The following is a 25,739-nucleotide window of genomic DNA, read 5'->3' on the forward strand; positions in this document are numbered from 1 at the left end:
CATGGGCGTGAACATCGCAGACGCGACGCTTGAGCCCGGCAGGGGCGAGGAACCGCACGTCGACGAGACGGCCGCCGGGGCCAAGGCCAAGGGTGTCGGCCCGATTCGCGGCTTCTTCCGTGAACTGAGCCGCTCCACCGCCGGCCTGATCGGCTTCGTCATCGTGGCCCTGATCGTGCTGATGACCATCTTCGCTCCGCTGCTTCGCGGCAACCTGAAGCCCACCACCGAGTACTGGGCGAAGTCGTCCGGCACTCATCCGCTGGGCACCAGCGGACAGGGCATCGACACGCTGGCCATGGTCGTCAACGGCGGCAAGACCGTGCTGTTGGTCGGCTTCGGTGCCGCCGGTCTGACGGTGCTGATCGCGGTGGTGGTCGGGTCGCTCGCGGCCTACTTCCGCGGCTGGTTCGATGCCGTCATGCTGCAGATCGCCGATCTGTTCATGACCATCCCGCAGATCGTGCTGCTGGCCGTGATGGGCTCGTTCTTCCGATTCGACTCGCCGTTCTGGCTGGCCGTGATCGTCGGCTCCCTGTCGTGGCCGGTGCTGATGCGCTCCATCCGCGCCCAGGTGCTGTCGCTGAAGGAACGCGAGTTCGTCGAGGCGGCCCGCCTGCTCGACCTGGGCACGTTCCGGGTGGTCTTCGTCGAGATCGTGCCGAACATGGCCAGCTTCATCCTGATCAACTTCATCATCGCCGTGACCAATGCCATCTACGCGATGGTCGGTCTGTACCTGCTGGGTCTGGCCCCGCTGGCCGGCGTGAACTGGGGAATCATGGTGCAGGACGGCTGGACCAACGGCGCCATGTTCAACCCCGACGCCCTGCCCTACATCCTGGCCCCCGTCGCCATGATCGTGCTGCTGCAGTTGGGCCTGATCCTGCTCACCCGATCTCTCGAAGAGATCCTCAACCCGAGGCTGCGTGACCGATGAGCACCACCGTTGAATCCACCGCCGGTACGACCGCGGCACGCCGCAAGGACGAGCCCGTTCTCAGCGTGCGCGACCTGGTCGTGCAGTACCGCACCGGCTCGGGCGCCACGGTCGATGCCGTGCGCAGCGTCAGCTTCGACCTGTTCCCCAACCAGGCGCTCGCCTTGGTGGGGGAGTCGGGGTGTGGCAAGACGACCCTGGGGCTCGGCCTGCTGCGACTGCTGCCCAGACTGGGTCACATTCCGCAGGGCTCCATCACCTACCGGCGCGAGCCGGGTGCCAAGCCGGTCGACGTGCTCAAGCTCAACAACCGGGCTCTGCGTCGCTGGCGTTGGGCCGAGGCCGCCATGGTGTTCCAGGGGGCGCAGAGCGCGTTTAACCCGGTGATCACCATCGGCGACCAGATGGCCGACACCCTCAAGGCGCACGTGCGCGAGGGGGAGCGGTACAACAAGTTGGAAGGGATCGAGCGCGCGGCCGACATGCTGAAGCGGGTGCGCCTCGACCCGGCCCGCGTGCTGGGTTCCTATCCCCACGAACTGTCGGGCGGCATGCGGCAGCGCACCCTGATCGCGATGAGCCTGCTGCTCGACCCGCGTTTCCTGGTGTTGGACGAGCCGACCACGGCCCTCGACATCCTCACCCAGCGTGGCATCGTCGACCTCCTGGCCGACCTGCGCGAGGAGCGCGGTTTCGCGATGATCTTCATCAGCCACGACCTCGCCCTGGCCGCCGAGCTGGCCGACCGGGTGGCCACCATGTACGCCGGGCAGATCATCGAGCGCGGTTCCCTTCGCGACATCTTCTACGAGCCCCGGCATCCCTACACCTCGGGCCTGATCAACGCCGTGCCCCCGGTGGTCGGTGACCTGCCCGACCTGGCGTCGATCCCGGGATCGCCGCCCTCGCTGGCCAACCTGCCGAAGGGGTGCTCGTTCGCCCCCCGCTGCTCGTTCGCCACCGATGGGTGCCGGGCCGCGCAGCCCGACGAGGAATCGATCGAAGAGCGCGACCAGGGCATGTCCCACGAAGTCCGATGCATCCACTGGCGTGAGGTGCACCACGAGCGGAAGGTGATTGCTCGTGCCTGAGCAGACCGTGAGCAGAACGCCGCTGCTGTCGATGACCCATGTCGACCAGACGTTCTCGTCCAAGAAGGGCGACGTGCCCGCCGTGCAGGACGTCAACTTCGAGGTGGGCCCCGGTGAGGTGCTCTGCCTGGTGGGGGAGTCGGGGTGTGGCAAGACCACCAGTGCCCGCATGGCCGGCGGGCTGCTCAAGCCCACCGGTGGCGAGGTCGCCTACCTCGGCAAGAACATCTGGCAGATGGACAAGCAGGAGTTCACCGACTACCGGCGTTCGGTGCAATACGTGCACCAGGACCCCTACGCCTCGCTGAACCCCATCCGTTCGGTCGCGGCCACGCTGACGGCCCCGCTGCTCAAGCACGGGATCGCCAAGAACCGTCACGACGCGTGGGAACAGGCCGCCGAACTGTGCCGTCGGGTCGACCTGACTCCGCCCGAGAACTACCTGCCGAAGTTCCCGCACCAGCTCTCGGGTGGCCAGCGCCAGCGCGTGGCCGTGGCCCGGGCGCTGACGTTGAACCCGAAGGTGATCATCGCCGACGAGTCGACCTCGATGCTCGACGTGTCGATCCGCGTCGGCATGCTGAAGATGCTGGGCAAGCTGCGCGACGAACTCAACGTCGGCTTCCTGTTCATCACCCACGACCTGGCCATCGCGAAGTACTTCGGCTGGTCGGGCAAGACGGCGGTGATGTACCTGGGCAAGGTGGTCGAGTTCGGCCCCACGCCCGAGGTGATCAACAACCCGCAGCACCCCTACACCCAGGCACTGCTGAACGCCGTGCCCGAGCCGGATCCCGATCTCACCCGCACCAAGCTCCCCAACGGGGGCCTGCGGTCGTCCGAGATCCCGAACCTGCGCGAGCTGCCCTCGGGCTGCACCTTCCACCCGCGCTGCCCCCTGTTCGAGGCGGGCTGCGACCGGGTCTCACCGATCTTGGCTGAGAGCACCACGAACCATGAGGTGGCATGCCACGTCACGGGTCGTGACACCCGCAGCCAATCCGGGGCTCCCGACCGGGAGTTGGCCGGATGAATGCTGTTGCCCGCGGCATGCTGGCAATCAGCTGCTTCGTCTTCGTCGGATCGCTCATGTTGATGTTCATGGTCGAGCGCGGCACGGCGGAGTTCTACGTCACCGTCATCAGTCTGGGAGTCTCCCTGATTGCCGTGGCGGGGGCGACCCTGGTGGCGCGTTGGACAATCCAGCGGCCCAACTTCAAGGAGGAACAACGATGAGCGATCCCATCTCGGTCTCGCGGCGCAGGATGCTGCAGATCATGGGTATCACCTCTGTCGGTGTGGTGGGCGCCGGGGCCTTGGCCGCCTGCTCGCCCGGCACTGCCGACACCAACAACTCGAGCTCGACCAATCCCAGCGGTTCGACCTCGGGCGGAGCCGGCGGTGGCACCAAGGGTGGCGAGATCCACATCGGCTACCCCTACACCGCGCCCCCGGAGGGCACGTTCAACATGTTCGCCCCGGCGAACACCATCATCGACGCCACCGGTGTGCCCTACGGCGACATGCTGCACATGCCGTCGGCGTACTACCTGTGGGCCGACAAGTCGTGGATCAAGTACCTGATCGACGACAACAAGCTGGACGAGGCCGCCAACACCTACACCGTCACCCTGAAGGACGGCCTGACCTGGTCGGACGGTGCGCCCATCACGGCCAAGGACTACGTCACCTCGTTCTACTGCGCCTGGCTGACCAGCCAGCCCGTGTGGAAGTACGTCAAGGACGTCGAGGCGAAGGACGACAAGACCTTCGTGCTGACCCTGCAGAACCCGTCGACCGTGCTCGAGCGCTACATCCTCAAGCTCAAGATCGCCGACTCGCAGACCTACGGCGCCATCGCCGACAAGGTGGGGCCGCTGGTGAAGGCGGGCAAGACCTCGTCCGACCCCGAGGCCGCCGCCCTGCTGACCGAACTGCAGAAGCTCAAGCCCACCGACCCGATCACCTCGGGCCCCTTCAAGTTCGACACCGCGTCGATCACCAACACCCAGCTGACGCTCGTCAAGAACGACAAGGGTGTGAACGCCGACAAGGTGAAGTTCGACAAGGTCGTCATCTACAACGGCGAGACCCCCGAGGTCACCCCGCTGGTGCAGTCGAAGACCGTCGACTACGCCACCCACGGCTTCCCGCCCAGCACCGAGAAGGCGTTCATCGCCGCCGGCATCCGCATCCTGCGTCCGCCGAACCTCTCGGGCCCCGCGCTCTACCTGAACTACGGCAAGGTGCCCGAGTTCAAGGACAAGCGTGTCCGTCAGGCCTTCGCCACCCTGCTCGACCGCGCGGTCGTCGGCAAGGTCTCGCTGGCCGAGTCGGGTGTGGGTGTGAAGTACATGGCCGGTTTCACCGACAACTCGGTGGACGAGTGGCTGCCCGCCGGTGTCAAGGACAAGCTGAAGACCTACGACAAGGACGACGCCAAGGCCGAGGAACTGCTGAAGGCCGCCGGCTGGACCAAGTCGGGTGACACCTGGAAGACCCCGCAGGGCAAGGACGCCGCCTACGAGCTGGAGTTCCCCGCCGAGTTCGCCGACTGGTCGGCTGCCGGCAAGAACGTGGCCGAGCAGATGAGCGCCTTCGGCATCAAGGTCACCCCTCGCGGCGTGAACTTCGCCCAGGTGCCGGTCGATGCGGCGAAGGGCAACTTCACGATGATCATCCAGGCGTGGGGCGCGAACTCGCACCCGCACCCGTACTTCGCGTACGTGGCGGACTTCCTCACGCAGAACTACCCGATCGCCAAGAACCAGGGCGGGCGTGGCATCGACTACGACCTGTCGGCGGTTCCCGGCCCTGACGGCAAGCCCGTGAACATCGAGGACCAGATCACCGCCTGCGGTGCCGGCCTCGACCTCGACAAGCAGAAGGAGCAGATCGGGGTGCTGGCGCAGATCTTCAACGAAGAGCTGCCCTGTGTGCCGCTGTTCGAGCGCTACGGCAACAACGCCGCAGTCGAGGGCACCCGCGTGAAGAAGTTCCCGGCAGATGACGACCCGGTTCTGAAGAACCCGGCCTACTCCGACAACTTCGTCGTGATCGGCGTGATGGACGGGACCATCGAGCCCGTCTGATCTGGCGGACCCACCCGAACACGCGAGGGCCCGAGCCGCAATGGCTCGGGCCCTCGTGGGTTCGGGGTGCCGGATGTCAGTCGGCGCTCTTCTGCGAGAGGGCCTCGGTCTCGTCCTGGATCTTCAGGGCGACCTGCTGCAGCTTGTCCTGATGCGCCCGACCGTGGTGGGCGCAGAACAGCAGGGTTCCTCCCGAGGGGAGGGTGACGCGCAGGTAGGCCTGGGCGCCGCAACGGTCACAACGGTCTGCAGCCGTGAGGGCTCGATCTTCGGTGACGGTGGTGCTCATGGCTACTCCTTCTGTCTGGTGTCACATGAGTGAGGTTTCCAGGCCCGGGTCGGTTCCCGGTCGTGCGTGTACTGATCACTCTCACCACGGTCAACGCCGTCGGGCCGGCTCCCATTCCCATGAGTGCCGCCAGCAGGCCTCGTCCGGGGTGTGCACCCACCGTAGCGAGCCGGTCAACCGAGTTCGGCCACGGAGCGCCTGACCGGGCGTGTCGTTCCCAGACTGTAACCTCGCACGGTGACCGAAGCCGTGAAGAGTTCGCGCCCCAAGCCCGCCGCCAACCAGAGCCGGGACTACGAAGCCAAGCACCTGCTGGTGCTCGAGGGCCTCGAGGCCGTGCGCAAGCGCCCCGCCATGTACATCGGATCGACCGACACCAAGGGTCTGATGCACTGCCTGTGGGAGATCATCGACAACGCCGTGGACGAGGCCCTGGCCGGCTTCGGCGAGCACATCGACATCGAGCTGCGCGCCGACGGGTCGATCCGGGTGACCGACCAGGCTCGCGGCATCCCCGTCGACATCGAGCCCCGCACCGGTCTGTCGGGGGTCGAGGTGGTGTTCACCAAGCTGCACGCCGGCGGCAAGTTCGGTGGCGGCTCGTACAACGCGACCGGCGGCCTGCACGGCGTGGGCGCCTCCGTGGTGAACGCCCTGTCGACCCGACTCGACGTCGAGGTGACCCGCAACTCGACGGTGTGGGGCATGAGCTTCCGCCGGGGCGTGCCGGGGGTCTTCGACGGCGACGGGCCCGATGCCGCGTTCACGCCCACCCACGAGCTGCGCAAGGTGGGCAAGGCCCGGCGCGGCCTCACCGGCACCCAGATCACCTACTGGCCCGACCGGCAGATCTTCCTCAAGGACGCGCAGCTCTCGCTGGAGCACCTGCTCAACCGGGCGCGCCAGACCTCCTTCCTGGTTCCGGGCCTGGAGCTGGTGGTCAACGACCGTCGCGACGGAGTGGTGGTCACCGAGACGTTCCGGCACGACGGCGGCATCGCCGAGTTCGCAGACTTCCTGGCCACCGGCGAGCGCGTGTCCGACGTGCTGCGGTTGCAGGGCACCGGTGACTTCATCGAGACCGTACCCATGCTGGACGATTCCGGCGCCATGACCCCCACCGACGTGGAGCGCCAGCTCGAGGTCGACATCGCGGTCTGCTGGACCAACACCTACGAGACGACGGCGCGCTCGTTCGTGAACGTGGTGGCCACCCCGAAGGGCGGCACGCATGTCGCCGGCTTCGAGCAGGGCATCACCAAGGCGTTCGTCAACGGCATGCAGGGCACCCGCATTCTCAAGGCGGGCGAGGAGGTGACCAAGGAGGACGTGCTCGAGGGCATGACCGCCGTGGTCACGGTGCGCCTGGCCGAACCCCAGTTCGAGGGGCAGACCAAGGAAGTGCTGGGCACACCTCCCGTGCGTCGGCTGGTCGCCAAGGTGGTCGAGACGGAGCTCACCGACTGGCTGACCAGCTCGAAGGCAGCCGTGAAGGCGCAGGCCCGCACGGTGATGGAGAAGGTGGCCAATGCCGGGCGTGCCCGGGTGCAGGCCCGCATGCACCGCGACAACCAGCGCCGCAAGAACGCGCTGGAGTCGTCCAGCCTGCCGCCCAAGCTGAAGGACTGCCGGTCGTCCGACGTCGATCGCACGGAACTGTTCATCGTCGAGGGTGACTCGGCGCTGGGAACGGCCAACGTGGCGCGCAATTCGGAGTTCCAGGCCCTGCTGCCGATCAGAGGCAAGATCCTGAACGTGCAGAAGGCATCGGTGGGCGACATGCTCAAGAACGCCGAGTGCGCCTCGATCATCCAGGTGGTCGGTGCCGGTTCGGGGCGCAGCTTCGACCTCGACGCCGCCCGCTACGGGAAGATCATCTTCATGGCCGACGCCGATTCTGACGGCGCGCACATCCGCTGCCTGTTGGCGACGCTGTTCTTCAAGTACATGCGCCCGATGGTCGAGGCGGGGCGGGTCTACTCGGCCGTGCCGCCGCTGCACCGCTTCGAGCTGATCAACCCCAAGCGCGGTTACGAGAAGTACATCTACACGTATTCCGACGCCGAGTACCAGCGCAAGGCGGCCGAGCTGACCAAGAAGAACCAGAACTTCAAGGAACCGCAGCGCTACAAGGGGCTGGGCGAGATGGATGCCTCGCAGCTGAACGAGACGACCATGAACCCGCTGCACCGCACCCTGCGCCGGATCACGGTCGACGAGGCCGAGGCAGCCGAGCGCACGTTCGAGATGCTGATGGGCAACGAGGTGGCACCGCGCAAGGAGTTCATCATCGATGGCGCCTATTCGATCGATGCGGAGTCGATCGACGCCTGAGGGACCAACGCCCAATAGAGTGCCAGCGTGACCACCACGATCGCGCCCGTCACCGCTCTCGAGCAGGGGCCACCATCGTCCAAGACCAAGATCGCCGCCTGGGCGAGTTGGGACTGGGGGACCCAGCCGTTCAACACGGTCATCACGACCTTCGTGTTCGCCGTCTACCTGACGAGCAAGCCGTTCGGTGACACCAACGCCACCTCGCAGGCACTGGCGACGTCGACCACCATCGCCGGGTTGTTGATCGCGCTGCTGGCACCGGTGCTGGGGCAGATGGCCGATCGATCGGGGCGGCTGGTGACGGTGCTGAAGTACCTCACCTGGCTACTGGCCCTGATCTCGGGATCACTGTTCTTCGTCGAGCCGCAACCCTCGCACCTGTGGCTCGGGCTGGCGCTGCTGGGCGTCGGCTCGATCGTCTCCGAGATCGCCGGCGTGAACTACAACGCCACCATCGAGCAGGTGGCCTCGCCCACCAACGTCGGACGAGTCAGCGGCTTCGGCTGGGGGGCGGGCTATCTGGGCGGCATTCTCGTGCTGCTGCTGATCTACTTCGCGTTCATCGGGCCGGAGGTCGGTCTGTTCGGGGTGACGGGCGAGAACGGGCTCGACATTCGCGTCTCGATGCTGGTGTGCATGGTGTGGACGCTGCTGTTCACCATCCCCGCGTTCCGGGTGCTGAAGGACCAGCCGGCCCAGGTGAGTGGCCGTGAGTCGTTGCTGCAGGCCTACGTGCAGCTGGGGCGCACCGTGAAGCGGCTGTGGGGAACCTCGCGGCACACGGTCTTCTTCCTGCTGGCGTCGGCGCTGTTCCGGGACGGCCTGGCCGGGGTGTTCGCCTTCGGCGCGGTAATCGCGACGGGCACCTTCGGGTTCTCGTCGGGATCGGTGATCATCTTCGGAGCGGCGGCATCGATCGTGGCGGGGGTGTCGGCCATGGCGGCGGGCCTGCTCGACGACCGGCTCGGCCCAAAGGTCGTGATCATGGCCTCGCTGGTGGGGCTGGCGATCACGGGTTCGCTGATCTTCGCCCTGCACGATCGCGGCCAGGGGGTGTTCTGGGCCTGCGGGCTGGTGATGTGCATGTTCGTCGGGCCGGCCCAGTCGGCGTCGCGCAGCTTTCTGGCTCGACTCATCCCCGAGGGCAAGGCGGGGGAGATCTTCGGCCTCTACGCCACCACAGGTCGGGTCGTCAGTTTCCTGTCGCCAGCGATGTTCGGCCTGGCGATCACGCTGGGTGCAGCGCTCACCGGTCGTGAGAACACCCAGTACTGGGGCATTCTCGGCATCGTGGTGGTGCTGGTGGCCGGTCTGGTGGTGATGGTCCCCGTCAAGGAACACACCCACCACAGCCTGTGAGGCGGGCTGCCTTGGGGGCCTTCGTCAGTGGAGCTGCTGCAGTCGTCCGGAGTCGACGTTGTAGAGGAAGCCGCCCACCTCGGCCCGCCCGTGGATGAGCGGGTGCGAGGTCAGCAGGCGAACATCGAAGTCGAGGGTGCGCTCCTGATCGGGGTTGGCACCCAGGGTCATGCCGCGGATGTCGACGCCGTCCTGCCCCAGAATGCGGTCGGCGATGTCGGCATCGGTTCCCGAGGCCATCGCGCAGCGGGTGTGCGGCATCACCATGATGCGGTCGACGTTGAGCACGTGAACGCCCAGGATGCAGCCGATCAGGGCGTCGGGGGTGACGCGGCCGCCCGGGGTGCGCAGGATCTTCGCGTCGCCCAGTTTGAGGCCCAACATGGCGAGAGGCTCGATGCGTGAGTCCATGCAGGTGACGATGGCGACCCCGGCGCGGGCGATGCCGTCGAAGCCGCCGTCGGAGAAGCCGGCGGCGTAGGTCTCGTTGGCGGCCAGGAGGTCATCGAAGTTCGTCATGCTGGCCAGTCTAGAACCGCGGCGCCCACCTTGGTCACGGCGCCACCAGGTGGCGCACCGAGGCGATGAAGGCCGCCCGATCCTGCAGCATGCGCCAGGTGAACTGGCGCACCTGCCAGCCGTGATCGTTGAGCAGGTTGCGGCGATGGCGGTCGCGCTCGAACGACTCCCGGTCGCAGTGCGTGGCCCAGCCGTCGATCTCCAGACAGCTCCGCCGCGCGGCGAAGGCCACGTCGAGCAGCAGCAGTTCGCCCGCCAGAGTGACCGGATGGTTGGTCGTCCAGCCCGTGATGTGCGCGCCCCGCAGATGGCGGTGTGACAACCGTTCGGCCGCGGACCACGGCAGGTCGCGAGAATCGTGCAACACCTCGGCACGCACCCGATTGCCCGGACGCCCTGGCCTCGCGGCCAACGCCGCCCACATCTGGCGCAGCATGGCCCCGGAGTGTCGACCGGCCTGTCGGAGGGCCTCGTCGACGGGGTCGGCTCCGAGCCGGGGGATCAGGTCGACCGCGGTCATGGCCACACTGGTGCGCCGGATGCCGTCTGCCTCGACCACCCATTCGGGCGGGATGGTCTCCTGGCTGAAGGTGTAGGGGTGACCGTCGCCGATCGCCTTGGCTGCCACCTCGATCGTCGGCACGGGCAGCCGCGGCAGATAGCTCAACGCCGCGGCGGCCTGCCCCGTCACCACGGCGTTGGGGTGTCGCTCCAGCACGGCCCGGGCCAGCGTGGCGGGGTCATCGGCCAGTGAGGCGACCACGAACACGCCGGGGAGCACCCGCACCAGCAGGTGGCTGGCGCAGGCGCGCCGCCACATCTGTGGACAACTCATCAGAACCAGAACTCGGTTCCAGTTGTGCCACAGGACCCTCCTGGGGTCAACGAGCGCAACTGGAACCGAGAATTGGTTCACGTCGTGTGGGACCTCAGCGGGCGGGAGTGTCCACGTCGACGATCGGCAGCGGGCAGGCGCCGAACTGCGGCACCGGCAGGCGCTCGCCACCCCGACGGGCCGAGTCCCACGCGACGATGCCCGCGATGTTGATGCGGGCCGCGTTCCAGGCGTTCAGCGGAGGCTGCAGCCCCGACTTCACCGCGCGCACGAAGTCGTCGGCGAGGTAGTGGTGTGCTCCGTTGTGGCCGTTGTGGGCCCCGTCGAACTCGATCGGCAGGCGGTTGCGGTCGTGCACCCGCGAGACGCCGGAGGCGAACGACTCCACCAGCGCGGGGTCGATGCCCTCGAGTTCCTCGGCCGACAGGTTGGCCTTGCCGATCCGCAGATCCTCGGTGACGTCGACGGTCTCGGTGCGGGAGTAGAACAGGTTCCGCCGGCCGCCGTTGTCGAACATGCCGTCGGTGCCGTACCAGCGGTGGGTCGACTCGTCGATCTGCCCGGCCATGCCGACCCGACGGAACTCGTTGATGCGCACCATGCCGCCGTCGGACAGCTCGATCAGCGCCGACATGTTCGACATGTCGTTGCCGAACATCGAGACGTCGGCGTCGAACACCCCGTCGCCGCGGGTGTCCTTGACCCCGAGAGCCGACACGCTCACCGGCACGGCATCGGGCCAAGCGCCCAGCACGCCGCCGGTGGAGTGGGTCGGGTACAGCAGGGGCGGGTAGGAGGCGGTCTCCTTCCAGTTCTCCCCGCCGGAGTACTGGTAGGCGGCGTAGAACCCGTGATCCATGTCGTGCACGTAGTCGCCCTCGCCGTAGAACAGCTGGCCGAACTTGCCCTCGGCCTGCGCCTTGCGGGCCCAGATCACCTGCGGGTAGTACCAGTGGGTCTCGCCGAGCATGTAGACCTTGCCCGACGCCTGCACCGCCTCGATGATGCCCGCGATCTCGTCGGGCTTGGTGGCCATGGGAACGGCCGAGTAGACGTGCTTGCCCGCCTTCAGGGCCTGGATGGCCATGGGTGCGTGGGTCCACCGCTGCGTCAGCAGGGCGACGGCATCGACATCGGAGGTCAGCATGTCCTCGAACGTGGCATGCGTGCCCGCGAGCCCGAACCGCTGGGCCAACTGCTCGGCCCGTTCCGGGATGATGTCGGTCGCCCAGACCTCGTCCACGTCGGGGTGCAACTGCCACAGGCCGGTGAAACTCGGGGCGAACTGGCCCGCGCCGACGATGCCGATCTTCATCGATCAAATTCCTCTCGCTGGAGTGCGTGTGACACCAGTCAACCGGTCACGCCTCCACCGGCGCAGGAGTGGTCACGCTTCGAGAGCAGGAATCGGTCAGAACAGCGTTTCGTCGTCGTCGATCGCCGAATCGTCCACATCGGCGGTCCCGCCCTCGGGCGCAGGACCGGTGGTCACGCCCCGGGTCGCGAACTGCCGCGAGCCCACACCGGCGATCGGCTGGCTGACCGGCACACCCGACCCGTCGCGCTTGCCGGTGGCCGGGGGCAGGTCGACCTGCGAACCGGACGAGGCCGCCGCCACCACAGGCGTGGCGCCGGCCCAGGCCAGCAGCACGACGTCCTCACCGCGCAGGAAGCGATGCGCCCGCACCCCACCGGTGCCGCGCCCCTTGGCCGGGTACTCCTCGAAGGGGCTGACCTTGACCGAGCCGGTCTGGGTGGCGGCCGGGGCGCTCGAGGTGCCCGAGACGGTGACCACCTGACCACCCTCGCGGGGAGCGACGCCGAACCAGATGACGCGATCGTCGGCACCGAGCTTGATGCCGGCCACACCGCCGCCGTTGCGTCCCTGGGGGCGCACCGACGACGCAGCGAAGTGCAGCAATTGACCCTGGGCGGTGATGAACACCAGCTCCGAGTCCTCGTCGGTCACCTCGGCCGCGCCGACCAGTTCGTCCGAGCCGTCGAGGCGGATGACCTCCCACGCCTCCCGGTTGAGCACCTCGGGATTGACCCGCTTGACCACCCCGGAACGCGTGCCGACGGCCAGTCCCAGCGAATCGGGGGAGAGGGTGGTCAGCGCGAGCGGGCGCTCGTCCTTCTCGAGGGTGACCAGCTCGCTCAGGCGCGACCCGCCCCGCAGGTGGGGGGCGTTGGCCGTGACCGGCACGGTGGGCAACTCGATGGCGCGCGCCTTGACCAGGCGCCCGGCCGAGGTGACCACCCCGAACTCGGCATGGGCGGTCACCCGGATCGCCGAGACGACCACGTCGTGGCGACCCCTGGGGCCGGTGGTCGCCGGCAGGTCGGACTGGTCGAGGCGGGCCAGCAGTCCGGTGGACGACAACATCACCCAGCACGGGTCGTCCGCGATCTCCAGGGGGGTGGCGGCCGACGAGGCGACCGCACCCGAACCCTCGAGCAGCACGGTGCGTCGCGGCGTGCCGAACTCCTGGGCGACCTCGTCCAGCTCGGTGGCCACGACTCCCCGCAGCACGTGGTCGTTCTCGAGGATCTCGGTGAGCCGGGCGATCGTGGCCTTCAGCTCGTCGCGCTCCGACTCGAGCCGGATCGACGACAACCGGGTCAGCTGGCGCAGCTGCATGTCGAGAATGTGGTTGGCCTGGATCTCGGAGAGCTCGAAGGCCTCGATCAGCCGGGTGCGGGCCTCGGCGACGTCGTCGGACGAGCGGATGATGGCGATCACGTCGTCGATGTCGACGATGGCCAGCAGCAGCCCCTCGACCAGGTGCAACCGGTCCTGGGCCTTGCCCAACTGGAACTGGGTGCGCCGGCGGGTGACCTCGAGTCGGTGACCGAGGTAAACCTCGAGCATGTCCTTGAGGGTGAGCGTGCGCGGCTGCCCCTCGACGAGGGCGACGGCGTTGATGCCGAAGGAGTCCTCGAGCTTGGTCTGCCGGTACAACTGGGCGAGCAGGGCTTCGGGATTGATGCCGTTCTTGACCTCGATCACCAGACGGGTGCCGTGGGTGAGGTCGGTGAGGTCCTTGACGTCGGCGATGCCGGTGAGCTTCTTCGACTGCACCAACGTCTTGATCTGCTCGATGATCTTCTCGGGGCCGACCATGTAGGGCAGCTCGGTGATCACGATGCCCTTGCGGCGCGGCGTGACCTGTTCCACCCGGCTGGTGGCCCGAATGCGGAAGCTGCCCTTGCCGGTCGCGTAGGCGTCCTTCACCCCGTCGAGGCCCACGATCGTCCCACCCGTGGGCAGGTCGGGGCCCGGGATGAACCGCACCAGGTCGTCGAGGCCGGCCGTCGGGTGGGCGAGCAGGTGCTTGAGGGCCTGCACGACCTCGACCAGGTTGTGCGGCGGAATGTTGGTGGCCATGCCGACGGCGATACCGGTGGTGCCGTTGACCAGCAGGTTCGGGAAGGCGGCCGGCAGCACGGCCGGCTCGGTCTCCTTGCCGTCGTAGTTGGGGCGGAAGTCGACCGTGTCCTCGTCGAGGCCGGCGGTCATCGCGGCGGCGGCCTTCGCCATGCGGCACTCGGTGTAACGCATCGCGGCCGGGCCGGCGTCGAGCGAACCGAAGTTGCCGTGGCCGTCAATCAGCGGCAGACGCATCGACCAGGGTTGCGCGGTGCGCACCAACGCGTCGTAGATCGCCGAGTCGCCGTGCGGGTGCAGCTTGCCCATCACCTCGCCGACCACGCGGGCCGACTTCACATGGGCGCGGTCGGGACGAATGCCCATGTCGTCCATCGAGTACAGAATGCGCCGCTGCACCGGCTTGAGGCCGTCGCGGGCATCGGGCAGGGCGCGCGAATAGATCACCGAGTAGGCGTACTCGAGGAAGCTCGACTCCATCTCTGCCGACACGTCGACATCGATGATCCGTTCGACGACCTCCTCGTCGGGCGCGTCCGACTTCGCCACACTCACTCCTCACCACGGCCACACTGCGTGGCCCCTCGCACCGGTTGACCCCTCATTGTCGCCTGCCGCGACACCGCAGGGCAGGCTACACGCCGCGCACGGACGAGAGCCCGGTCAGTCCTCGGCGAGCAGGTCGAGCACCTTGGGTCGCAGTTCGTCGCCGTCGGCGCCGCGCACCTCGGGGGCGGCGTCGGGCTCCCACTGCAGATGGTCGCGATCCTGCAGCACGGTGGCGGTGCCGTGGGCCAGCACCTGCTGCGCCTGGGTGAGCTGGCGGATGGCGATCCCGCGCACGTGCTCGGGCTGAAGGGCCGCGAACTCGTTGTACAGGAAGGGGTCGTGCTGGCCGTCGTCCCCGAAGAGCAACCACTCCACCTGCGGCAGGTCACGGGCCAGTTCCCGCAGGGCGATGCGCTTGTGGTCGGGGCCGGAGCGGAACCAGCCCGTGTTGGTTGGCCCCCAATCGGTGAGCAGCATCGGGCCGGCCGGCAGCCCGTGCCGTTTGAGGAAGCGCTGCAGGAACGGGTAGGTGTTCCAGGCCCCGGTCGACACGTAGATGATCGGCGCTCCGGGGTGCTCCCGCAGCAACTGCTGGTACAGCCGGGCCATGCCGGGCACGGGCTCGCGCGCCTGCTCGGTGACCACGAAACTGTTCCAGGCGGCGATGAACAGGCGGGGGAGCCACGTCGAGATGACGGTGTCGTCGATGTCACTGATCAGGCCGAAGGTCATGTCGTCGCCCACGACGTGCACGGGTGCGCGAACGACCTTCGAGTCGGGGGTCCTCAGGTCGACGTGGTGCAGGCCGGCGCCCAGCCCGGGGTTCTTGATGCGCACGTCGATGTAGCCGCCCCGGTTGGCCTCGATCTCGATGGTCGAGTCCATGCTTGTCACCGCGACACTGGCCTGGGCGATCGGCACCGCCATGAAGTTGCGCCAGCCACGCTGCGACAGGAACTTGTCGGCCGCCCGCAGCAGGTCGGTGCGGGGATTGGCGGGCGTGAGCACGACCCGCCCGAGAATGCGCAGTTGGTCGGACGATCCGTAGCCCGCATAGGGGATGATCGTCTCGACCCACCCGCGCTTGCGCATGCGGGCTGCCAGCTGGCGATTGACGACTTCTTCGGCGCGGGCGCCGATGAACGGTCGGTTGCTCATGCGCAGCACCCTAGCCAACGCCCGGTGCCCCCGAGGGCCGCCCGCCAGTAGGGTGAGTGGGTGGACTCTGGAGCAGACGCCGTGACCCCGACGCTGAGGGCACAGATCTTCGATGCCGGCTACTACCCCGAGGTGGTGACCGATGCCGTCGCCCGGTGCATCGGGGACGAGCCCGAGGTCGCCTCGCTGGTGCACCACGAGGCCACCTTCACCTCCGAGGAAGTGCTGAGGCACCTGACGGTGCTGGTGCTCACGCCGACCCGCCTGGTGATCGGTCACACCGACGAACAGAGTGACCGCCCTGACCAGGGGGCGACCGCCATCACCTCGACGGAGTCGATCCCGCTCAGTTCCATCAGCGCGGTCTCGCTCACCCGGGTGATCGCGAACCCCAGCCGCTTCGCTCCGGGGGCGAGCGCCGACCAGGCGGTCGTCGAGACCTGGCTGACGCTGGGCTGGGGCACGATGCGGCGGGTCGACCTCGAGCGCGCCGGTTGCGCCGACCCCGAGTGCGATGCCGACCACGGCTACACGGGCTCGCTGGTCAACGACGACATCACGGTGCGCATGAGCCCGACCGCCGACGGCCCCGACAAGGTGGCCCAGCTGGTGGAGTTCGGCACGGCGCTGCAGCGGGCCATCGGTCGATGACGGTGCCCACTTCCCCCGATCTGCCCAGTTCGCGCGATCTCCTGGCCGAGCGCGACGCCGGCCAGCTGATCGCGCCCGCGCACGGTTTGGCCTCACTGTCCGACCTGATGCCGTCGGTGGCGGCGGCCCTGGGGGTCACGTCCCATCCGAACACGCTGGGGCTGCCCCCTGCCCGTCGCTACGTCGTCGCGCTGGTCGACGGGTTGGGGTGGACGATCACCCAGCGGGCGCTCGGCCACGCGCGCTGGCTCGGGCGGCGCTTCGCCCAGGCTCGTCCGATCACCTCGGGGGTGCCGTCGACCACGGCCACCTCGATCACCTCGCTGGGCACGGGTCGGGTGCCGGGTCAGCACGGCGTCGTCGGCTACATGTTCCGCCCACAGAAGGGGCGCCCGGTGATGAACGCCCTCACCTGGGATGCCAGCGTCGACCCCCACACGTTCCAGCCGCATCGCACGGTGCTGGAGGAACTGGTGGGTCAGTCGGTGGCGGTGTCGCGGGTGATGCCGGCCCGGCACGAGGGCTCGGGCCTCACCGAGTCGGCCCTGCGGGGAGGGCGGTTCGTCCCCATGTCGCGCGAGGACGACCTCGACCTGCGCACCGAGAAGACCGTGCGGGCGTCCCGCGAGGGTGAGCGCAGCCTCGTCTACGTCTACGACCGCTCCGTCGACCACACCGGCCACAGCCGGGGCGTCGACAGTGACGACTGGCTGATCGCGCTCGAGCGGGTCGACGGGTGGCTGGCCGACCTGCGCCGCAGTCTCGACGACGACGTCTGCCTGGTCGTCACCGGCGACCACGGCATGGTCGACGTGCCCTTCGACTCGCGGTTGGTGTTCGAGGAGGAGCCCGAGTTGGTGCGCGGGGTCGACGCCCTGGCCGGCGAGGGGCGCCTGCGGCAGCTCTACACCGACGAGCCGGACGAGGTGGCCCGGCGCTGGGCGGCCCTGCTCGGTGAGCGGGCCTGGGTGCGCACCCGCGAGGAGGCGCTGGCCGAGGGTTGGTTCGGTGAGGTCGCGCCCACGGTGTCCGACCGCATCGGCGACGTGCTCGTGGCCGCTCGCGATCGGTGGGCCGTGATGAGCACGACCCTGCCCGGCGAGTTCACCCTGGTCGGCATGCACGGGTCGCTCACGGCCGACGAGATGCTGGTGCCGCTGGTGGTCGACCATGGCTGAACTGGTGTTCTTCACCGGCCCCATGGACTGCGGCAAGTCGACCCTGGCCCTGCAGATGGACCACACCCAGTCGGCCCACGACCGGCAGGGGGAACTGTTCACCTGCCAGGACCGCTCCGGTGACGCCGTGATCACCTCGCGCATCGGGCTGTCGCGCTCGGCAACCGAGGTGATCGAGACCTTCAACTTCTTCGATCACGTCGTGGCCGGGCTCACCGCCGGGCGCCGGATCGATTACGTGATCTGCGACGAGGCTCAGTTCTACACCAGCGCCCAAGTGGAGCAACTGGCGCGCGTCGCCGACGAGCTCGGCATCGACGTGCTTTGCTTCGGCATTCTCGCCGACTTCCGCACTGAACTGTTCCCCGGATCGAAACGGCTGGTCGAACTCGCCGACCGCATGGAGACCCTGCAGGTGCGCCCGCTGTGCTGGTGCGGCAACCGGGCCACCCACAACGCCCGCACCGTCGACGGCGTGATGGTCACCGAGGGCTCGCAGGTGGTGGTCGGCGACACCGCGGACGACCCCACCGGGGAACCGCGAACCGCCCCCCACGTCGTGCGCTACGAGGTGCTGTGTCGCAAGCACCACCACATGAAGATGTCGAAGCAGGTGGCGATGGCCACCCTCAGCCCCGACGTGCTGCCGTTCGAGGAGGACGCATGACCAGCCCGCTCATCACCGTCGACGAGCTGGCGGCCCTGGTGGCCGCCGATTCCGACGACCCCGACCAGCACGACCTGGTGCTACTCGACACCCGCTGGTACCTCACCGAACCCGATCGCGGACGACGCGAGTACGCCGCCGGTCACCTGCCCGGGGCGGTGCACGTCGATCTGGAGAGCGAACTGGCGGCCCACCCGCGCAGCGACGGGCGCGGCGGTCGTCATCCGCTGCCCGACGTGGTCGACCTGCAGCAGGCGATGCGTCGCGCCGGGGTCAACGAGACCTCCCACGTCGTGATCTACGACCAGGGCAGCTCCCTGGCCGCCGCCCGGGCCTGGTGGTTGCTGCGCGACGGCGGGCAGACCGAGGTGCAGGTGCTCGACGGGGGACTGGCCGCCTGGGTGGCCGCCGGCGGCCAGGTCACCGACGAGGTGCCGCAGCCTGAGGCGGGCAGTGTGGTGCTGCGTCCCGGATCGATGCCCCGACTCGATGCGGACGAGGTGGCCGCCGCCCTCGCCGCCGGACGCACCATCGTCGACGTGCGCGGTGCCAATCGCTTCCGCGGTGAGGACGAGACCATCGATCCCGTTGCCGGGCACATTCCCGGTGCGGTGTCGCGGCCGGCCGGTGACATCGCCGGCGCCGAGGGATTCGCCTCGTCCGAGCGCATTCGCGAACACTTCGCCGGCCTGCGCCCGGGGGACGCGTTCAGTTGCGGCTCGGGGGTGACGGCCTGTCAGGCCGTGCTCGCGGCGGAGTCGGCCGGTCTGCGTGGCCTGGCGATCTACCCGGGATCGTGGTCGGACTGGATCTCCGATCCGACGAGGCCGGTGGCGACGGGGGAGTGACCCCCGGCCGCGTCAGGACTCCTTCGGCCCGCCGAACATGATCTCGTCCCAGCTGGGCACGCTGGCGCGCCCGGACTTCTTGCGGGTGCGCGGGCGGGTGGTCTTCTTGGGCGGATCCGGCACCTCGGTCGCCTCGGTCGGCTCGGGTTCGACCTCCGTGGACTGAGGGTCGCCCGCCTCGACCTCGGAACGCTCGAGCAGCACGCTGTCGATCAGCGGATCCTGCTCCATGCCCTCGGGCTGTCCGTGGGGCAGGCTGAGCTCGCCGCTGGAGTCGTTGTCGGAGTCAGTTGTGGCGTCGGGGGCCGGGGGCTCATCGGAGGCCATGATCTCGTCGACCACCGGCTGGGTGAGCCCGGCGTAGATGTTCACCGAGTCCTCGTTGAACGACGACAACATCTCGTACAACACGTCGAGCTCCGACTGCTGCGGCACGATGTCGTAGACGCCGTCGACCTCCTGCAGCTCGGCCTCGCTGTAGTCGTCGGGTTCGTCGGACGAGGTCCCCTGGACCCGGGTCTCGGCGGCGGCTGCGGTGGGGCCGGTCGGCTGCACGGCGCGCACCAGCGCCAACTCGTCGTTCAGGTCGACCGTTGGCTCGTGGTCGGGGTCGTTGGGGCGGCGAGCAGGTTGGCGGCCCGGTTGGGGGCCGTGCTTGGAGGTGACTTCGCCGATCAGCCAGCGGGCCTCGTCATTGCGGGCCACCGAGAAGCGCGCGCGCGGATCGAAGCGGAATCGTCCCTCGTGGTCGGCCGAACCCGACTGGTAGCGCACCACGATCGTCCAACTGCGATCCGGCTCGCGCCAGGCGTCCCAGACCACGTCGTCGACGTCGATGCCGCGCTGCTGCAGCCGCTCGGCGATGACGGCCTTCAGCGCACGGGCCGACGAGGACTCGCCGGTGCGCCGCACGGGGGCCTGCTGGGCGCTGCCGGCGACGTGCTCACGTTCGGCCAACACCGGGGCGGCGAAGACCTCGACCTTCTCGGCGGGCACACCCGCGGCCGCTGCGACCTCGTCGAGACTCTCACCCGAGCGGATGCGGGTCTGGATGTCGCGGGGGCTGAGCGCGCTCTCCATGGGGATCTCCAATGCGTCCTGGTGCGGTACGTCCTGACGTGGGACGGGGGCATGGCGAGAGGCGCGGACAAGTCCTCGATGATCTGCAGACAATGCTCGTCCTCACCATTCTTCCGCCCGACCCTACCGCGCACCCCCGACAACCGCGCGTCGGCGTGAACCGAAACTTGACCCTTGCGAGGAGGGTGCCGTCGGCGGGCTGTGCAACGATTGAGGCATGAGTGAACACCCCGTCGACGGAGTCCTGCTGGTCAGTTTCGGTGGGCCGGAGGCCCCCGAGGACGTCGTTCCCTTCCTCCAGAACGTCACCCGCGGGGCCAACATCCCCGACGAGCGCCTGCGCGAGGTCGGCCAGCACTACTTCCTGTTCGGTGGACGAAGCCCCATCAACGACCAGAACAAGGAGCTGATCGCCGCCCTCGAGCGCGAACTGGCCGCTCGCGGTCACGACTGGCCCATCCTGTGGGGCAACCGCAACTGGCACCCCTTCCTTCCCGACACGCTCGCCCGGGCACACGAGGCCGGCCAGCACCGTCTGGTGGTGCTCACCACGGCCGCCTACCCGAGCTATTCCGGGTGCCGGAGCTACCGCGAGGCCCTGGCCGAGGCCGCCGCCGACCTGCAGGCCCCGTTCGAGTTCCGCCGCGTGGGCAACTACGCGATGGACGAGGGCTATGTCGAGGCCAATGCCGATGCGGTCGCCGCCGCCCTGGCCGAGCGCCCGGGAGCCCGGGTCGTGTTCGTGACCCACTCCATCCCCACCGCGATGAATGACGCCTCCGGGCCGGCGGACGAGTCCGGCGCCTACGAGACCTGGCACCGCGAAGTGGCCACGCGGATCTGTGCCAGGCTCGGGATCGAGGGCCACGACCTCGTCTACTGCTCGCGTTCCGGCCCTCCGAGCCAGCCGTGGCTGGTTCCCGACGTGAACGACCACCTGGAGCAGCTGAGCGATGCTGGGGTCGAGGCCGTGGTGCTCGCGCCGATCGGGTTCACCTCCGACCACATGGAGGTGATCTACGACCTCGACACGCAGGCCCGCGAGACCTGCGATCGGCTGGGGTTGGCCATGGCCCGCGCGGCCACGGCAGGGGTGCACCCCGCATTCGTGCGTGCGCTGGCGGACCGGATCGAGCAGGCGGCCGCCCGTGATCCTGAACTGGGTGATCCTGAATTGGGCCCACCCGGGTGTGGCGGGGCGGGCTGCTGCCGCAACCTGCGCGACCCACAGCGCGCCGCCGTGAACTGAGGTCGCTCGCCCCTTGACCGCTGTGATAGGAATGCCGCGACACCCTGCCCGGCGCAGGGAAGCACGGCACGAGACAACGGGGAGACCACACCGATGGCGACTGATTACGACGCTCCGCGCAAGACCGACGAGGAGATGAACGAGGACTCCCTCGAGGAGCTCAAGACTCGTCGCAACGACAAGAACTCGGGCAAGGTCGACGAGGACGAGGTGGAGGCCGCCGAATCGTTCGAGCTGCCCGGCGCCGACCTGTCCCACGAGGAACTCACGGTTCGGGTGCTGCCCCGGCAGGCCAACGAGTTCACCTGCGTGAGCTGCTTTCTGGTGAAGCAGCGCAGCCAGCTGGCCGAGGAGACCAAGCGCGGACCGATCTGCGTCGACTGCGTCTGAGTTCAGATCTTGAACTGCAACGGGTGAGCCTTCGGCAGACCGCCCCGCTTGGTGGTCATGCGCGCGGTGGCCCGCTGCACCGCCAGCTGGCTCAGCCCGTACCCCACGGCACTGGCGAGCACCCAGCTGAAGGCGGCCCCGGCGGAGACCTCGGGGTCGCCCGGCTCCGGGGGCTCCTCCCCGGTGACGAACTCCCACCCGGAGGCGAGCAGCTTCTGGGTGGCCACGGTCGCCACCGTTCCCAGGATGGCCGCCGAGACCTTGAGCAGAATCTTGTCGGTGAGCTTCATGCCGCCCATCCTAGGCGTGCGGCGACGCAGCGCGCGGCACTACGGTGGGCCCATGATCGAGGGCAGCATCAGTGAGTGACGTCGACAGCAGCGTGACGCCCGCCAGCCCGGCCTACGCCGAACGCCAGACCGTTCCCGGGGCGTGGTGGGCCGGACTGGGATTGCTCGCCGCCTCGTTGGTGGTGGCGGTGTGGGCCTTCCTGGGTGACCGATGGGGGCTCGGCACAGCCGTCGTGGTGTTCGGCCTGACGGCCCTGGGGTTGTGGGGCTGGGGGCGCGCACGGATCGTGGTCGCCGACGGCTGGTTCGCCGTCGACGGGGCCACCATCGAGACCCGGTACCTGGGTGAGGTCGTCCCGCTGACGGGAGCCCGCAGCAAGGCCGCACTGCGCGAGGGGCGCACCGGCGAGTGGCTGCACCTTCGTCCGTGGTTGGGCGGTGCCGTGCGCTGTGAGTTGACCGACCCCGCCGATCGGCACACCAGTTGGCTGGTCGCGACCCGGCACCCCGACCGGCTGGCGACGGTGTTGAACGCCCCGGCCGCCCACGAGACGACAGGATCGGCCCGATGACCGCCGAGCGACCAGACATCCAGCGACCCGAGGTGCTGGTGCGCCGGCTCGACCCCGACCTGCCGCTGCCCGCCTACGCCCGGGCGGGCGACGCCGGCATGGACCTGCTCACCGCCGTCGACGTCACCCTGCAACCGGGGGAGCGCGTGCTCGTGCGCACCGGGATCGCCCTGGCCATCCCCGAGGGGTGGGTCGGATTGGTGCACCCGCGTTCCGGGCTGGCTGCGCGACACGGACTCACCATGGTCAACGCGCCGGGCACCATCGACGCCGGCTTCCGCGGCGAGATCCACCTGTGCCTGCTGAACACCGATCCGCGCGAACCGATCCAGCTGCGACGCGGCGACCGCGCCGGCCAGATCATCTTCCAACGCGTGGGCATCGCCCGCCTCGTCGAGGTGGACGACCTGCCACCCAGTGAGCGCGGAGCCGGGGGCTTCGGGTCGACGGGCGGGTTCGGGGCCTCCGAAAGTGTCTAGACTTGACGTGTGTGCCCGCAGCACGTGCGGGCGGCACGCAGTCTCGAGGGAAGGACTCACGTGATCTTCGGACGCAAGAAGAAGGCCACCGGCGAGGTGGAGCACGGCGTCGATTCCGAGGAGTACGCCGACGAGGTGCTGGACGACGAGGGTGCTCCCGTGGCGACCGACGACGACGAGCTCGAGGATGACGAGCTCGACGACGACGAACTTGATGACGACGAGCCCGAGGGTGACGACGAGGACGACCTCGACGACGAACCCGAGGACGACGAGGACGACGAGGACGAGGCGGGCACGCCGTTGGACGACAGCGTGCGCGCGGACGGCCCCTTCGACATCGACGAGGTCGATCTCGAGGCCGACGACGTCGACCGGCTCGACTTCGGCACGCTGATCATCACGCCGTTCGAAGACATGCAGATGCAGTTGCAGGCCGACCAGGCCACCAACCAGGTGCAGAGCGCGCTGATCATGGCGGGCCAGTCGGCGCTGGAGCTGGCCCTGTTCGCCGCCCCGCTGTCGACGTCGATGGTGGACGACGTGGTGGCCGAGGTGGTCAACGCGGCGCCGGAGCAGGGCGCGCAGGCGACCGTCAGCCAGGGCCCCTACGGCCCCGACGTGCGTCGCCAGCAGCCGGTGCAGACCGAGGACGGTCAGGAACTGCTGCACGTGTCGCGCACCTGGTACGCCCAGGGCCCGCGCTGGCTGCTGCGTGGCACGCTGATGGGTCAGGCGGCGCTCTCCGACGACTTCTCCGACCCCGATGCCGAACTGCTGCTCGAGGTCTTCCGCAACACGGTCGTCCGCCGTGGCACCGAGGCGAAGGTTCCCGGCGACCTCATCCCGATGTCGCTGCCCGAATCCATGGTTCCGGTCGAGGGCTGACGATGATGGGTGAGGGTGGATTCCTACAGGCCATGCGACGGCTGGTGCAGTCCGACGCCGAGGTGGCCGATCGCGCGCTCGCCAAGGAGTCGCTGAAGTCGGGCTGTGCCCGGGTCGACGCCTGCTCGATGCGCGACCGGGTGCAGGTGCAGGGGCTGATCAACTGCCTGACGGTCGAGCCCCGCGGCGACCGTCGCTGGCTCGAGGCCGACCTGACCGACGGCACCGGCAAGGTGACGTTGGTGTGGATGGGCCGCGACCACATTCCCGGCATCGAGAGTGGTCGACGCCTGCGCGTGCAGGGGCGGTTGGCCAATGATCGCGGCCGCAAGGTGATCTTCAATCCCCAGTACCAAATCATTGACTGAGTACCAGATCATTGACTGAGCATCAGCTCATTGACTGACTGAGGGGCACCCTCACTGAGCGGGCTGGGGCTTCTCCCGCGGGGCCAACAGCTCGCGCAGCGACGTCTCGTGCTCCGGTGAGATCACGAACAGCAGCTCGTCCCCACCCTCCAACGCCCCGTCCTTCTCGGGCGCCGTGGCGACCCCGTCACGGATCAGCGCCACCAGCACGGCGTCGCCGGGCAGGGTGATGTCGCGCATCTTCACCCCGACGACGGGCGAGACCGCGGGCAGGGTGAGTTCGACCAGGTTGGCCGAGCCCTGCTGGAACGTGAACAGGCGCACCAGGTCGCCGACGCTGACCGCCTCTTCGACCAGGGCCGACATCAGGCGTGGGGTCGACACGGCCACGTCAACACCCCACACCTCATCGAACATCCACTCGTTGCCGGGGTGGTTCACCCGGGCGACGGTGCGCGGCACGGCGAACTCGGTCTTCGCCAGCAGCGAGTGCACGAGGTTCACCTTGTCGTCGCCGGTGGCCGCGATCGACACGTCGCAGCTGTCGAGCCGCGCCTCCTCGAGGGTGTCCAGCTCGCAGGCGTCGGCGAGCAGCCACTCGGCGTCGGCGACCGACTCGGGCTTGATCGCCTTGGGGTCACGGTCGATCAGCAGCACGGAGTGACCGTTGACGATCAGCTCGCGGGCGATCGATCGTCCGACATTGCCGGCTCCGACGATGGCGACTCGCATGGTGGTTGCTTTCTGTGGTGGATCGCTGGGTGGTCAGTGCTTGACGGGCGGGTTCGCCAGGGCCGACTCGACCTCGTCGAGGCGCTCGGAGTCAACGGCGACGTAGAGCAGGTCGCCGTCCTGCAGCACGGTCTCGGCGTTGGGCACGATGCCCTTGCCGAAGCGCATCACGAAGGGCAGCGGCGTGCGCAGCTTCTCCTGGATGAGCCAGACCTTCTTGCCCACCCACGCCTCGTGATGATGGATCTGGACGAGGCGCACCGCGCCAGCCGGGTCGCGCCACACCGGCTCGGAACCCTCGGGGAGCAACGAGCGCAGCACCTGGTTGGCGGCCCACCGCACGGTCGCCACGGTCGGGATGCCGAGGCGTTCATAGACCTCGGCGCGCCCCTGGTCGTAGATGCGAGCCACCACGTTGTCGACCCCGAACTCCTCGCGCACCGTGCGGGCGGCGAGCACGTTGGAGTTGTCGCCGGACGAGACGGCGGCGAATCCGCCCGCCCGCTCGATGCCCGCCTGCTGCAGCACCTCGCGGTCGAAGCCGACTCCCTTGACGGTCTCACCGCGGAAGTCCGGGCCGAGCCGACGGAAGGCCTCGACATCGACGTCGATCATCGCCACCGAGTGGCCGCGCTTCTCGAGCGCGCGCGCCAACGTCGAGCCCACTCGTCCGCATCCCATGATGACGATGTGCACGCCCCATCCTTTCGTCGCAGCGACCGGCCCGAACCAGCCGCCGACCGCACTCTCGCGGGTCAGCCTACGCTGTGCCGAGGCTGGCGTATTGTTG

General features: G+C 68.6%; 27 protein-coding genes. 17 read left to right on the forward strand and 10 right to left on the reverse strand.

The window, feature by feature from the left end:
- The first annotated feature begins 1 nt into the window (after position 1).
- Genes ACSDQ9_RS00635 through ACSDQ9_RS00655 form a run of 5 tightly spaced genes read left to right on the forward strand, consistent with a single transcriptional unit; the run spans position 2 to position 5,123 of the window.
- Positions 2–940, forward strand: a complete 939-nt coding sequence (locus tag ACSDQ9_RS00635) for an ABC transporter permease (protein ID WP_435142551.1) — start codon at positions 2–4, stop codon at positions 938–940.
- Positions 937–2,031, forward strand: coding sequence for an ABC transporter ATP-binding protein (locus ACSDQ9_RS00640; RefSeq protein ID WP_435142553.1), 1,095 nt, complete (start codon positions 937–939; stop codon positions 2,029–2,031). Before ACSDQ9_RS00635 ends, ACSDQ9_RS00640 begins: the two co-directional genes overlap by 4 nt.
- A complete protein-coding gene (locus tag ACSDQ9_RS00645; protein WP_435142554.1) occupies positions 2,024–3,064 on the forward strand; it encodes an ABC transporter ATP-binding protein in 1,041 nt (346 codons plus the stop codon). Before ACSDQ9_RS00640 ends, ACSDQ9_RS00645 begins: the two co-directional genes overlap by 8 nt.
- Positions 3,061–3,267, forward strand: coding sequence for a hypothetical protein (locus ACSDQ9_RS00650; RefSeq protein ID WP_435142556.1), 207 nt, complete (start codon positions 3,061–3,063; stop codon positions 3,265–3,267). The genes ACSDQ9_RS00645 and ACSDQ9_RS00650 overlap by 4 nt, the downstream gene beginning before the upstream one ends.
- On the forward strand, positions 3,264–5,123 hold the full coding sequence (locus ACSDQ9_RS00655; protein ID WP_435142558.1) for an ABC transporter substrate-binding protein: 1,860 nt from the start codon (positions 3,264–3,266) through the stop codon (positions 5,121–5,123). The genes ACSDQ9_RS00650 and ACSDQ9_RS00655 overlap by 4 nt, the downstream gene beginning before the upstream one ends.
- Before the next feature lie 76 nt (positions 5,124–5,199).
- Here ACSDQ9_RS00655 and ACSDQ9_RS00660 read toward each other — a convergent pair whose 3' ends face one another.
- Positions 5,200–5,412, reverse strand: coding sequence for a DUF7455 domain-containing protein (locus ACSDQ9_RS00660; protein ID WP_435142559.1), 213 nt, complete (start codon positions 5,410–5,412; stop codon positions 5,200–5,202).
- Positions 5,413–5,649: 237 nt separating this feature from the next.
- Here ACSDQ9_RS00660 and ACSDQ9_RS00665 point away from each other — a divergent pair, with 237 nt between their 5' ends.
- Entirely contained in the window at positions 5,650–7,746 is a 2,097-nt protein-coding gene (locus ACSDQ9_RS00665; protein WP_435142561.1) for a DNA gyrase/topoisomerase IV subunit B, read from the forward strand.
- A gap of 27 nt (positions 7,747–7,773) precedes the next feature.
- Positions 7,774–9,108, forward strand: a complete 1,335-nt coding sequence (locus ACSDQ9_RS00670) for an MFS transporter (protein WP_435142562.1) — start codon at positions 7,774–7,776, stop codon at positions 9,106–9,108.
- A 24-nt stretch (positions 9,109–9,132) separates the two neighbouring features.
- On the opposite strand, the gene ACSDQ9_RS00675 is transcribed toward ACSDQ9_RS00670, so the two are convergent.
- The 5 genes from ACSDQ9_RS00675 to ACSDQ9_RS00695 all read right to left on the reverse strand — a co-directional run bounded on the left by ACSDQ9_RS00675 (position 9,133) and on the right by ACSDQ9_RS00695 (position 15,557).
- Positions 9,133–9,627 (reverse strand): beta-class carbonic anhydrase, encoded by a 495-nt coding sequence (locus ACSDQ9_RS00675; protein ID WP_435142564.1) that lies wholly within the window; start codon positions 9,625–9,627, stop codon positions 9,133–9,135.
- A 34-nt stretch (positions 9,628–9,661) separates the two neighbouring features.
- Positions 9,662–10,462 (reverse strand): hypothetical protein, encoded by an 801-nt coding sequence (locus ACSDQ9_RS00680; RefSeq protein ID WP_435142566.1) that lies wholly within the window; start codon positions 10,460–10,462, stop codon positions 9,662–9,664.
- A 94-nt stretch (positions 10,463–10,556) separates the two neighbouring features.
- Entirely contained in the window at positions 10,557–11,777 is a 1,221-nt protein-coding gene (locus ACSDQ9_RS00685) for a Gfo/Idh/MocA family protein (protein ID WP_435142568.1), read from the reverse strand.
- A gap of 96 nt (positions 11,778–11,873) precedes the next feature.
- Positions 11,874–14,330 carry a DNA gyrase/topoisomerase IV subunit A gene (locus tag ACSDQ9_RS00690; protein ID WP_435142764.1) on the reverse strand — a complete coding sequence of 819 codons (2,457 nt, stop codon included), beginning with the start codon at positions 14,328–14,330 and terminating at the stop codon, positions 11,874–11,876.
- A gap of 183 nt (positions 14,331–14,513) precedes the next feature.
- Complete coding sequence (locus ACSDQ9_RS00695; RefSeq protein ID WP_435142569.1) at positions 14,514–15,557, reverse strand: App1 family protein; 1,044 nt, start codon at positions 15,555–15,557, stop codon at positions 14,514–14,516.
- Positions 15,558–15,617: 60 nt separating this feature from the next.
- Between ACSDQ9_RS00695 and ACSDQ9_RS00700 the strand changes: the two genes are divergently transcribed.
- From ACSDQ9_RS00700 to ACSDQ9_RS00715, 4 genes are read left to right on the forward strand one after another with little or no spacing between them, the layout of a single operon-like run.
- Positions 15,618–16,208 carry a DUF5998 family protein gene (locus ACSDQ9_RS00700; protein WP_435142571.1) on the forward strand — a complete coding sequence of 197 codons (591 nt, stop codon included), beginning with the start codon at positions 15,618–15,620 and terminating at the stop codon, positions 16,206–16,208.
- Positions 16,205–17,386, forward strand: a complete 1,182-nt coding sequence (locus ACSDQ9_RS00705; protein WP_435142572.1) for an alkaline phosphatase family protein — start codon at positions 16,205–16,207, stop codon at positions 17,384–17,386. The genes ACSDQ9_RS00700 and ACSDQ9_RS00705 overlap by 4 nt, the downstream gene beginning before the upstream one ends.
- On the forward strand, positions 17,379–18,053 hold the full coding sequence (locus ACSDQ9_RS00710) for a thymidine kinase (protein ID WP_435142573.1): 675 nt from the start codon (positions 17,379–17,381) through the stop codon (positions 18,051–18,053). The genes ACSDQ9_RS00705 and ACSDQ9_RS00710 overlap by 8 nt, the downstream gene beginning before the upstream one ends.
- Positions 18,050–18,901, forward strand: a complete 852-nt coding sequence (locus ACSDQ9_RS00715) for a sulfurtransferase (protein WP_435142575.1) — start codon at positions 18,050–18,052, stop codon at positions 18,899–18,901. The genes ACSDQ9_RS00710 and ACSDQ9_RS00715 overlap by 4 nt, the downstream gene beginning before the upstream one ends.
- A gap of 12 nt (positions 18,902–18,913) precedes the next feature.
- Here ACSDQ9_RS00715 and sepH read toward each other — a convergent pair whose 3' ends face one another.
- The gene (gene sepH / locus ACSDQ9_RS00720; RefSeq protein ID WP_435142577.1) at positions 18,914–20,074 is read right to left on the reverse strand and encodes a septation protein SepH; all 1,161 of its coding nucleotides are present in this window, start codon (positions 20,072–20,074) and stop codon (positions 18,914–18,916) included.
- 124 nt (positions 20,075–20,198) lie between these two features.
- On the opposite strand from sepH, the gene hemH reads away from it, so the two are divergent.
- Both hemH and ACSDQ9_RS00730 read left to right on the forward strand, forming a co-directional pair.
- Positions 20,199–21,230 (forward strand): ferrochelatase, encoded by a 1,032-nt coding sequence (gene hemH, locus ACSDQ9_RS00725; RefSeq protein WP_435142578.1) that lies wholly within the window; start codon positions 20,199–20,201, stop codon positions 21,228–21,230.
- Positions 21,231–21,323: 93 nt separating this feature from the next.
- Positions 21,324–21,620 (forward strand): DUF4193 domain-containing protein, encoded by a 297-nt coding sequence (locus tag ACSDQ9_RS00730; protein WP_435142579.1) that lies wholly within the window; start codon positions 21,324–21,326, stop codon positions 21,618–21,620.
- Positions 21,621–21,622: 2 nt separating this feature from the next.
- Here ACSDQ9_RS00730 and ACSDQ9_RS00735 read toward each other — a convergent pair whose 3' ends face one another.
- Positions 21,623–21,910, reverse strand: coding sequence for a DUF4235 domain-containing protein (locus ACSDQ9_RS00735; RefSeq protein WP_435142581.1), 288 nt, complete (start codon positions 21,908–21,910; stop codon positions 21,623–21,625).
- A 71-nt stretch (positions 21,911–21,981) separates the two neighbouring features.
- Between ACSDQ9_RS00735 and ACSDQ9_RS00740 the strand changes: the two genes are divergently transcribed.
- From ACSDQ9_RS00740 to ACSDQ9_RS00755, 4 genes are read left to right on the forward strand one after another with little or no spacing between them, the layout of a single operon-like run.
- Positions 21,982–22,482: a DUF3093 domain-containing protein gene (locus tag ACSDQ9_RS00740; protein WP_435142582.1), complete on the forward strand. Its 501-nt coding sequence runs from the start codon at positions 21,982–21,984 to the stop codon at positions 22,480–22,482.
- Entirely contained in the window at positions 22,479–22,961 is a 483-nt protein-coding gene (dut, locus tag ACSDQ9_RS00745) for a dUTP diphosphatase (protein WP_435142583.1), read from the forward strand. Before ACSDQ9_RS00740 ends, dut begins: the two co-directional genes overlap by 4 nt.
- 9 nt (positions 22,962–22,970) lie before the next feature.
- Positions 22,971–23,849 carry a DUF3710 domain-containing protein gene (locus tag ACSDQ9_RS00750; protein WP_435142585.1) on the forward strand — a complete coding sequence of 293 codons (879 nt, stop codon included), beginning with the start codon at positions 22,971–22,973 and terminating at the stop codon, positions 23,847–23,849.
- A gap of 32 nt (positions 23,850–23,881) precedes the next feature.
- Positions 23,882–24,217, forward strand: a complete 336-nt coding sequence (locus tag ACSDQ9_RS00755; protein WP_435142587.1) for an OB-fold nucleic acid binding domain-containing protein — start codon at positions 23,882–23,884, stop codon at positions 24,215–24,217.
- Positions 24,218–24,268: 51 nt separating this feature from the next.
- Here ACSDQ9_RS00755 and ACSDQ9_RS00760 read toward each other — a convergent pair whose 3' ends face one another.
- Together ACSDQ9_RS00760 and ACSDQ9_RS00765 are read right to left on the reverse strand one after the other, a co-directional pair.
- A complete protein-coding gene (locus tag ACSDQ9_RS00760; protein ID WP_435142589.1) occupies positions 24,269–24,949 on the reverse strand; it encodes a potassium channel family protein in 681 nt (226 codons plus the stop codon).
- A 33-nt stretch (positions 24,950–24,982) separates the two neighbouring features.
- On the reverse strand, positions 24,983–25,630 hold the full coding sequence (locus ACSDQ9_RS00765; RefSeq protein WP_435142766.1) for a potassium channel family protein: 648 nt from the start codon (positions 25,628–25,630) through the stop codon (positions 24,983–24,985).
- Positions 25,631–25,739 lie beyond the last annotated feature (109 nt).

This window comes from Aestuariimicrobium soli (genome assembly GCF_051192575.1).
In the GTDB taxonomy this organism is placed as follows: domain Bacteria; phylum Actinomycetota; class Actinomycetes; order Propionibacteriales; family Propionibacteriaceae; genus Aestuariimicrobium; species Aestuariimicrobium soli.

What these genes read in the sequence shown, in the direction of transcription:
- ACSDQ9_RS00635 (WP_435142551.1), top strand. Translation starts at nt 2, where the DNA reads ATGGGCGTGAACATCGCAGACGCGACGCTTGAGCCCGGCAGGGGCGAG.
- ACSDQ9_RS00640 (WP_435142553.1), top strand. Translation starts at nt 937, where the DNA reads ATGAGCACCACCGTTGAATCCACCGCCGGTACGACCGCGGCACGCCGC.
- ACSDQ9_RS00650 (WP_435142556.1), top strand. Translation starts at nt 3,061, where the DNA reads ATGAATGCTGTTGCCCGCGGCATGCTGGCAATCAGCTGCTTCGTCTTC.
- ACSDQ9_RS00655 (WP_435142558.1), top strand. Translation starts at nt 3,264, where the DNA reads ATGAGCGATCCCATCTCGGTCTCGCGGCGCAGGATGCTGCAGATCATG.
- ACSDQ9_RS00660 (WP_435142559.1), bottom strand. Translation starts at nt 5,412, where the DNA reads ATGAGCACCACCGTCACCGAAGATCGAGCCCTCACGGCTGCAGACCGT.
- ACSDQ9_RS00675 (WP_435142564.1), bottom strand. Translation starts at nt 9,627, where the DNA reads ATGACGAACTTCGATGACCTCCTGGCCGCCAACGAGACCTACGCCGCC.
- ACSDQ9_RS00680 (WP_435142566.1), bottom strand. Translation starts at nt 10,462, where the DNA reads ATGAGTTGTCCACAGATGTGGCGGCGCGCCTGCGCCAGCCACCTGCTG.
- ACSDQ9_RS00685 (WP_435142568.1), bottom strand. Translation starts at nt 11,777, where the DNA reads ATGAAGATCGGCATCGTCGGCGCGGGCCAGTTCGCCCCGAGTTTCACC.
- ACSDQ9_RS00690 (WP_435142764.1), bottom strand. Translation starts at nt 14,330, where the DNA reads ATGGAGTCGAGCTTCCTCGAGTACGCCTACTCGGTGATCTATTCGCGC.
- ACSDQ9_RS00695 (WP_435142569.1), bottom strand. Translation starts at nt 15,557, where the DNA reads ATGAGCAACCGACCGTTCATCGGCGCCCGCGCCGAAGAAGTCGTCAAT.
- ACSDQ9_RS00705 (WP_435142572.1), top strand. Translation starts at nt 16,205, where the DNA reads ATGACGGTGCCCACTTCCCCCGATCTGCCCAGTTCGCGCGATCTCCTG.
- ACSDQ9_RS00710 (WP_435142573.1), top strand. Translation starts at nt 17,379, where the DNA reads ATGGCTGAACTGGTGTTCTTCACCGGCCCCATGGACTGCGGCAAGTCG.
- ACSDQ9_RS00715 (WP_435142575.1), top strand. Translation starts at nt 18,050, where the DNA reads ATGACCAGCCCGCTCATCACCGTCGACGAGCTGGCGGCCCTGGTGGCC.
- hemH (WP_435142578.1), top strand. Translation starts at nt 20,199, where the DNA reads ATGAGTGAACACCCCGTCGACGGAGTCCTGCTGGTCAGTTTCGGTGGG.
- ACSDQ9_RS00730 (WP_435142579.1), top strand. Translation starts at nt 21,324, where the DNA reads ATGGCGACTGATTACGACGCTCCGCGCAAGACCGACGAGGAGATGAAC.
- ACSDQ9_RS00735 (WP_435142581.1), bottom strand. Translation starts at nt 21,910, where the DNA reads ATGAAGCTCACCGACAAGATTCTGCTCAAGGTCTCGGCGGCCATCCTG.
- dut (WP_435142583.1), top strand. Translation starts at nt 22,479, where the DNA reads ATGACCGCCGAGCGACCAGACATCCAGCGACCCGAGGTGCTGGTGCGC.
- ACSDQ9_RS00755 (WP_435142587.1), top strand. Translation starts at nt 23,882, where the DNA reads ATGCGACGGCTGGTGCAGTCCGACGCCGAGGTGGCCGATCGCGCGCTC.
- ACSDQ9_RS00760 (WP_435142589.1), bottom strand. Translation starts at nt 24,949, where the DNA reads ATGCGAGTCGCCATCGTCGGAGCCGGCAATGTCGGACGATCGATCGCC.
- ACSDQ9_RS00765 (WP_435142766.1), bottom strand. Translation starts at nt 25,630, where the DNA reads ATGGGATGCGGACGAGTGGGCTCGACGTTGGCGCGCGCGCTCGAGAAG.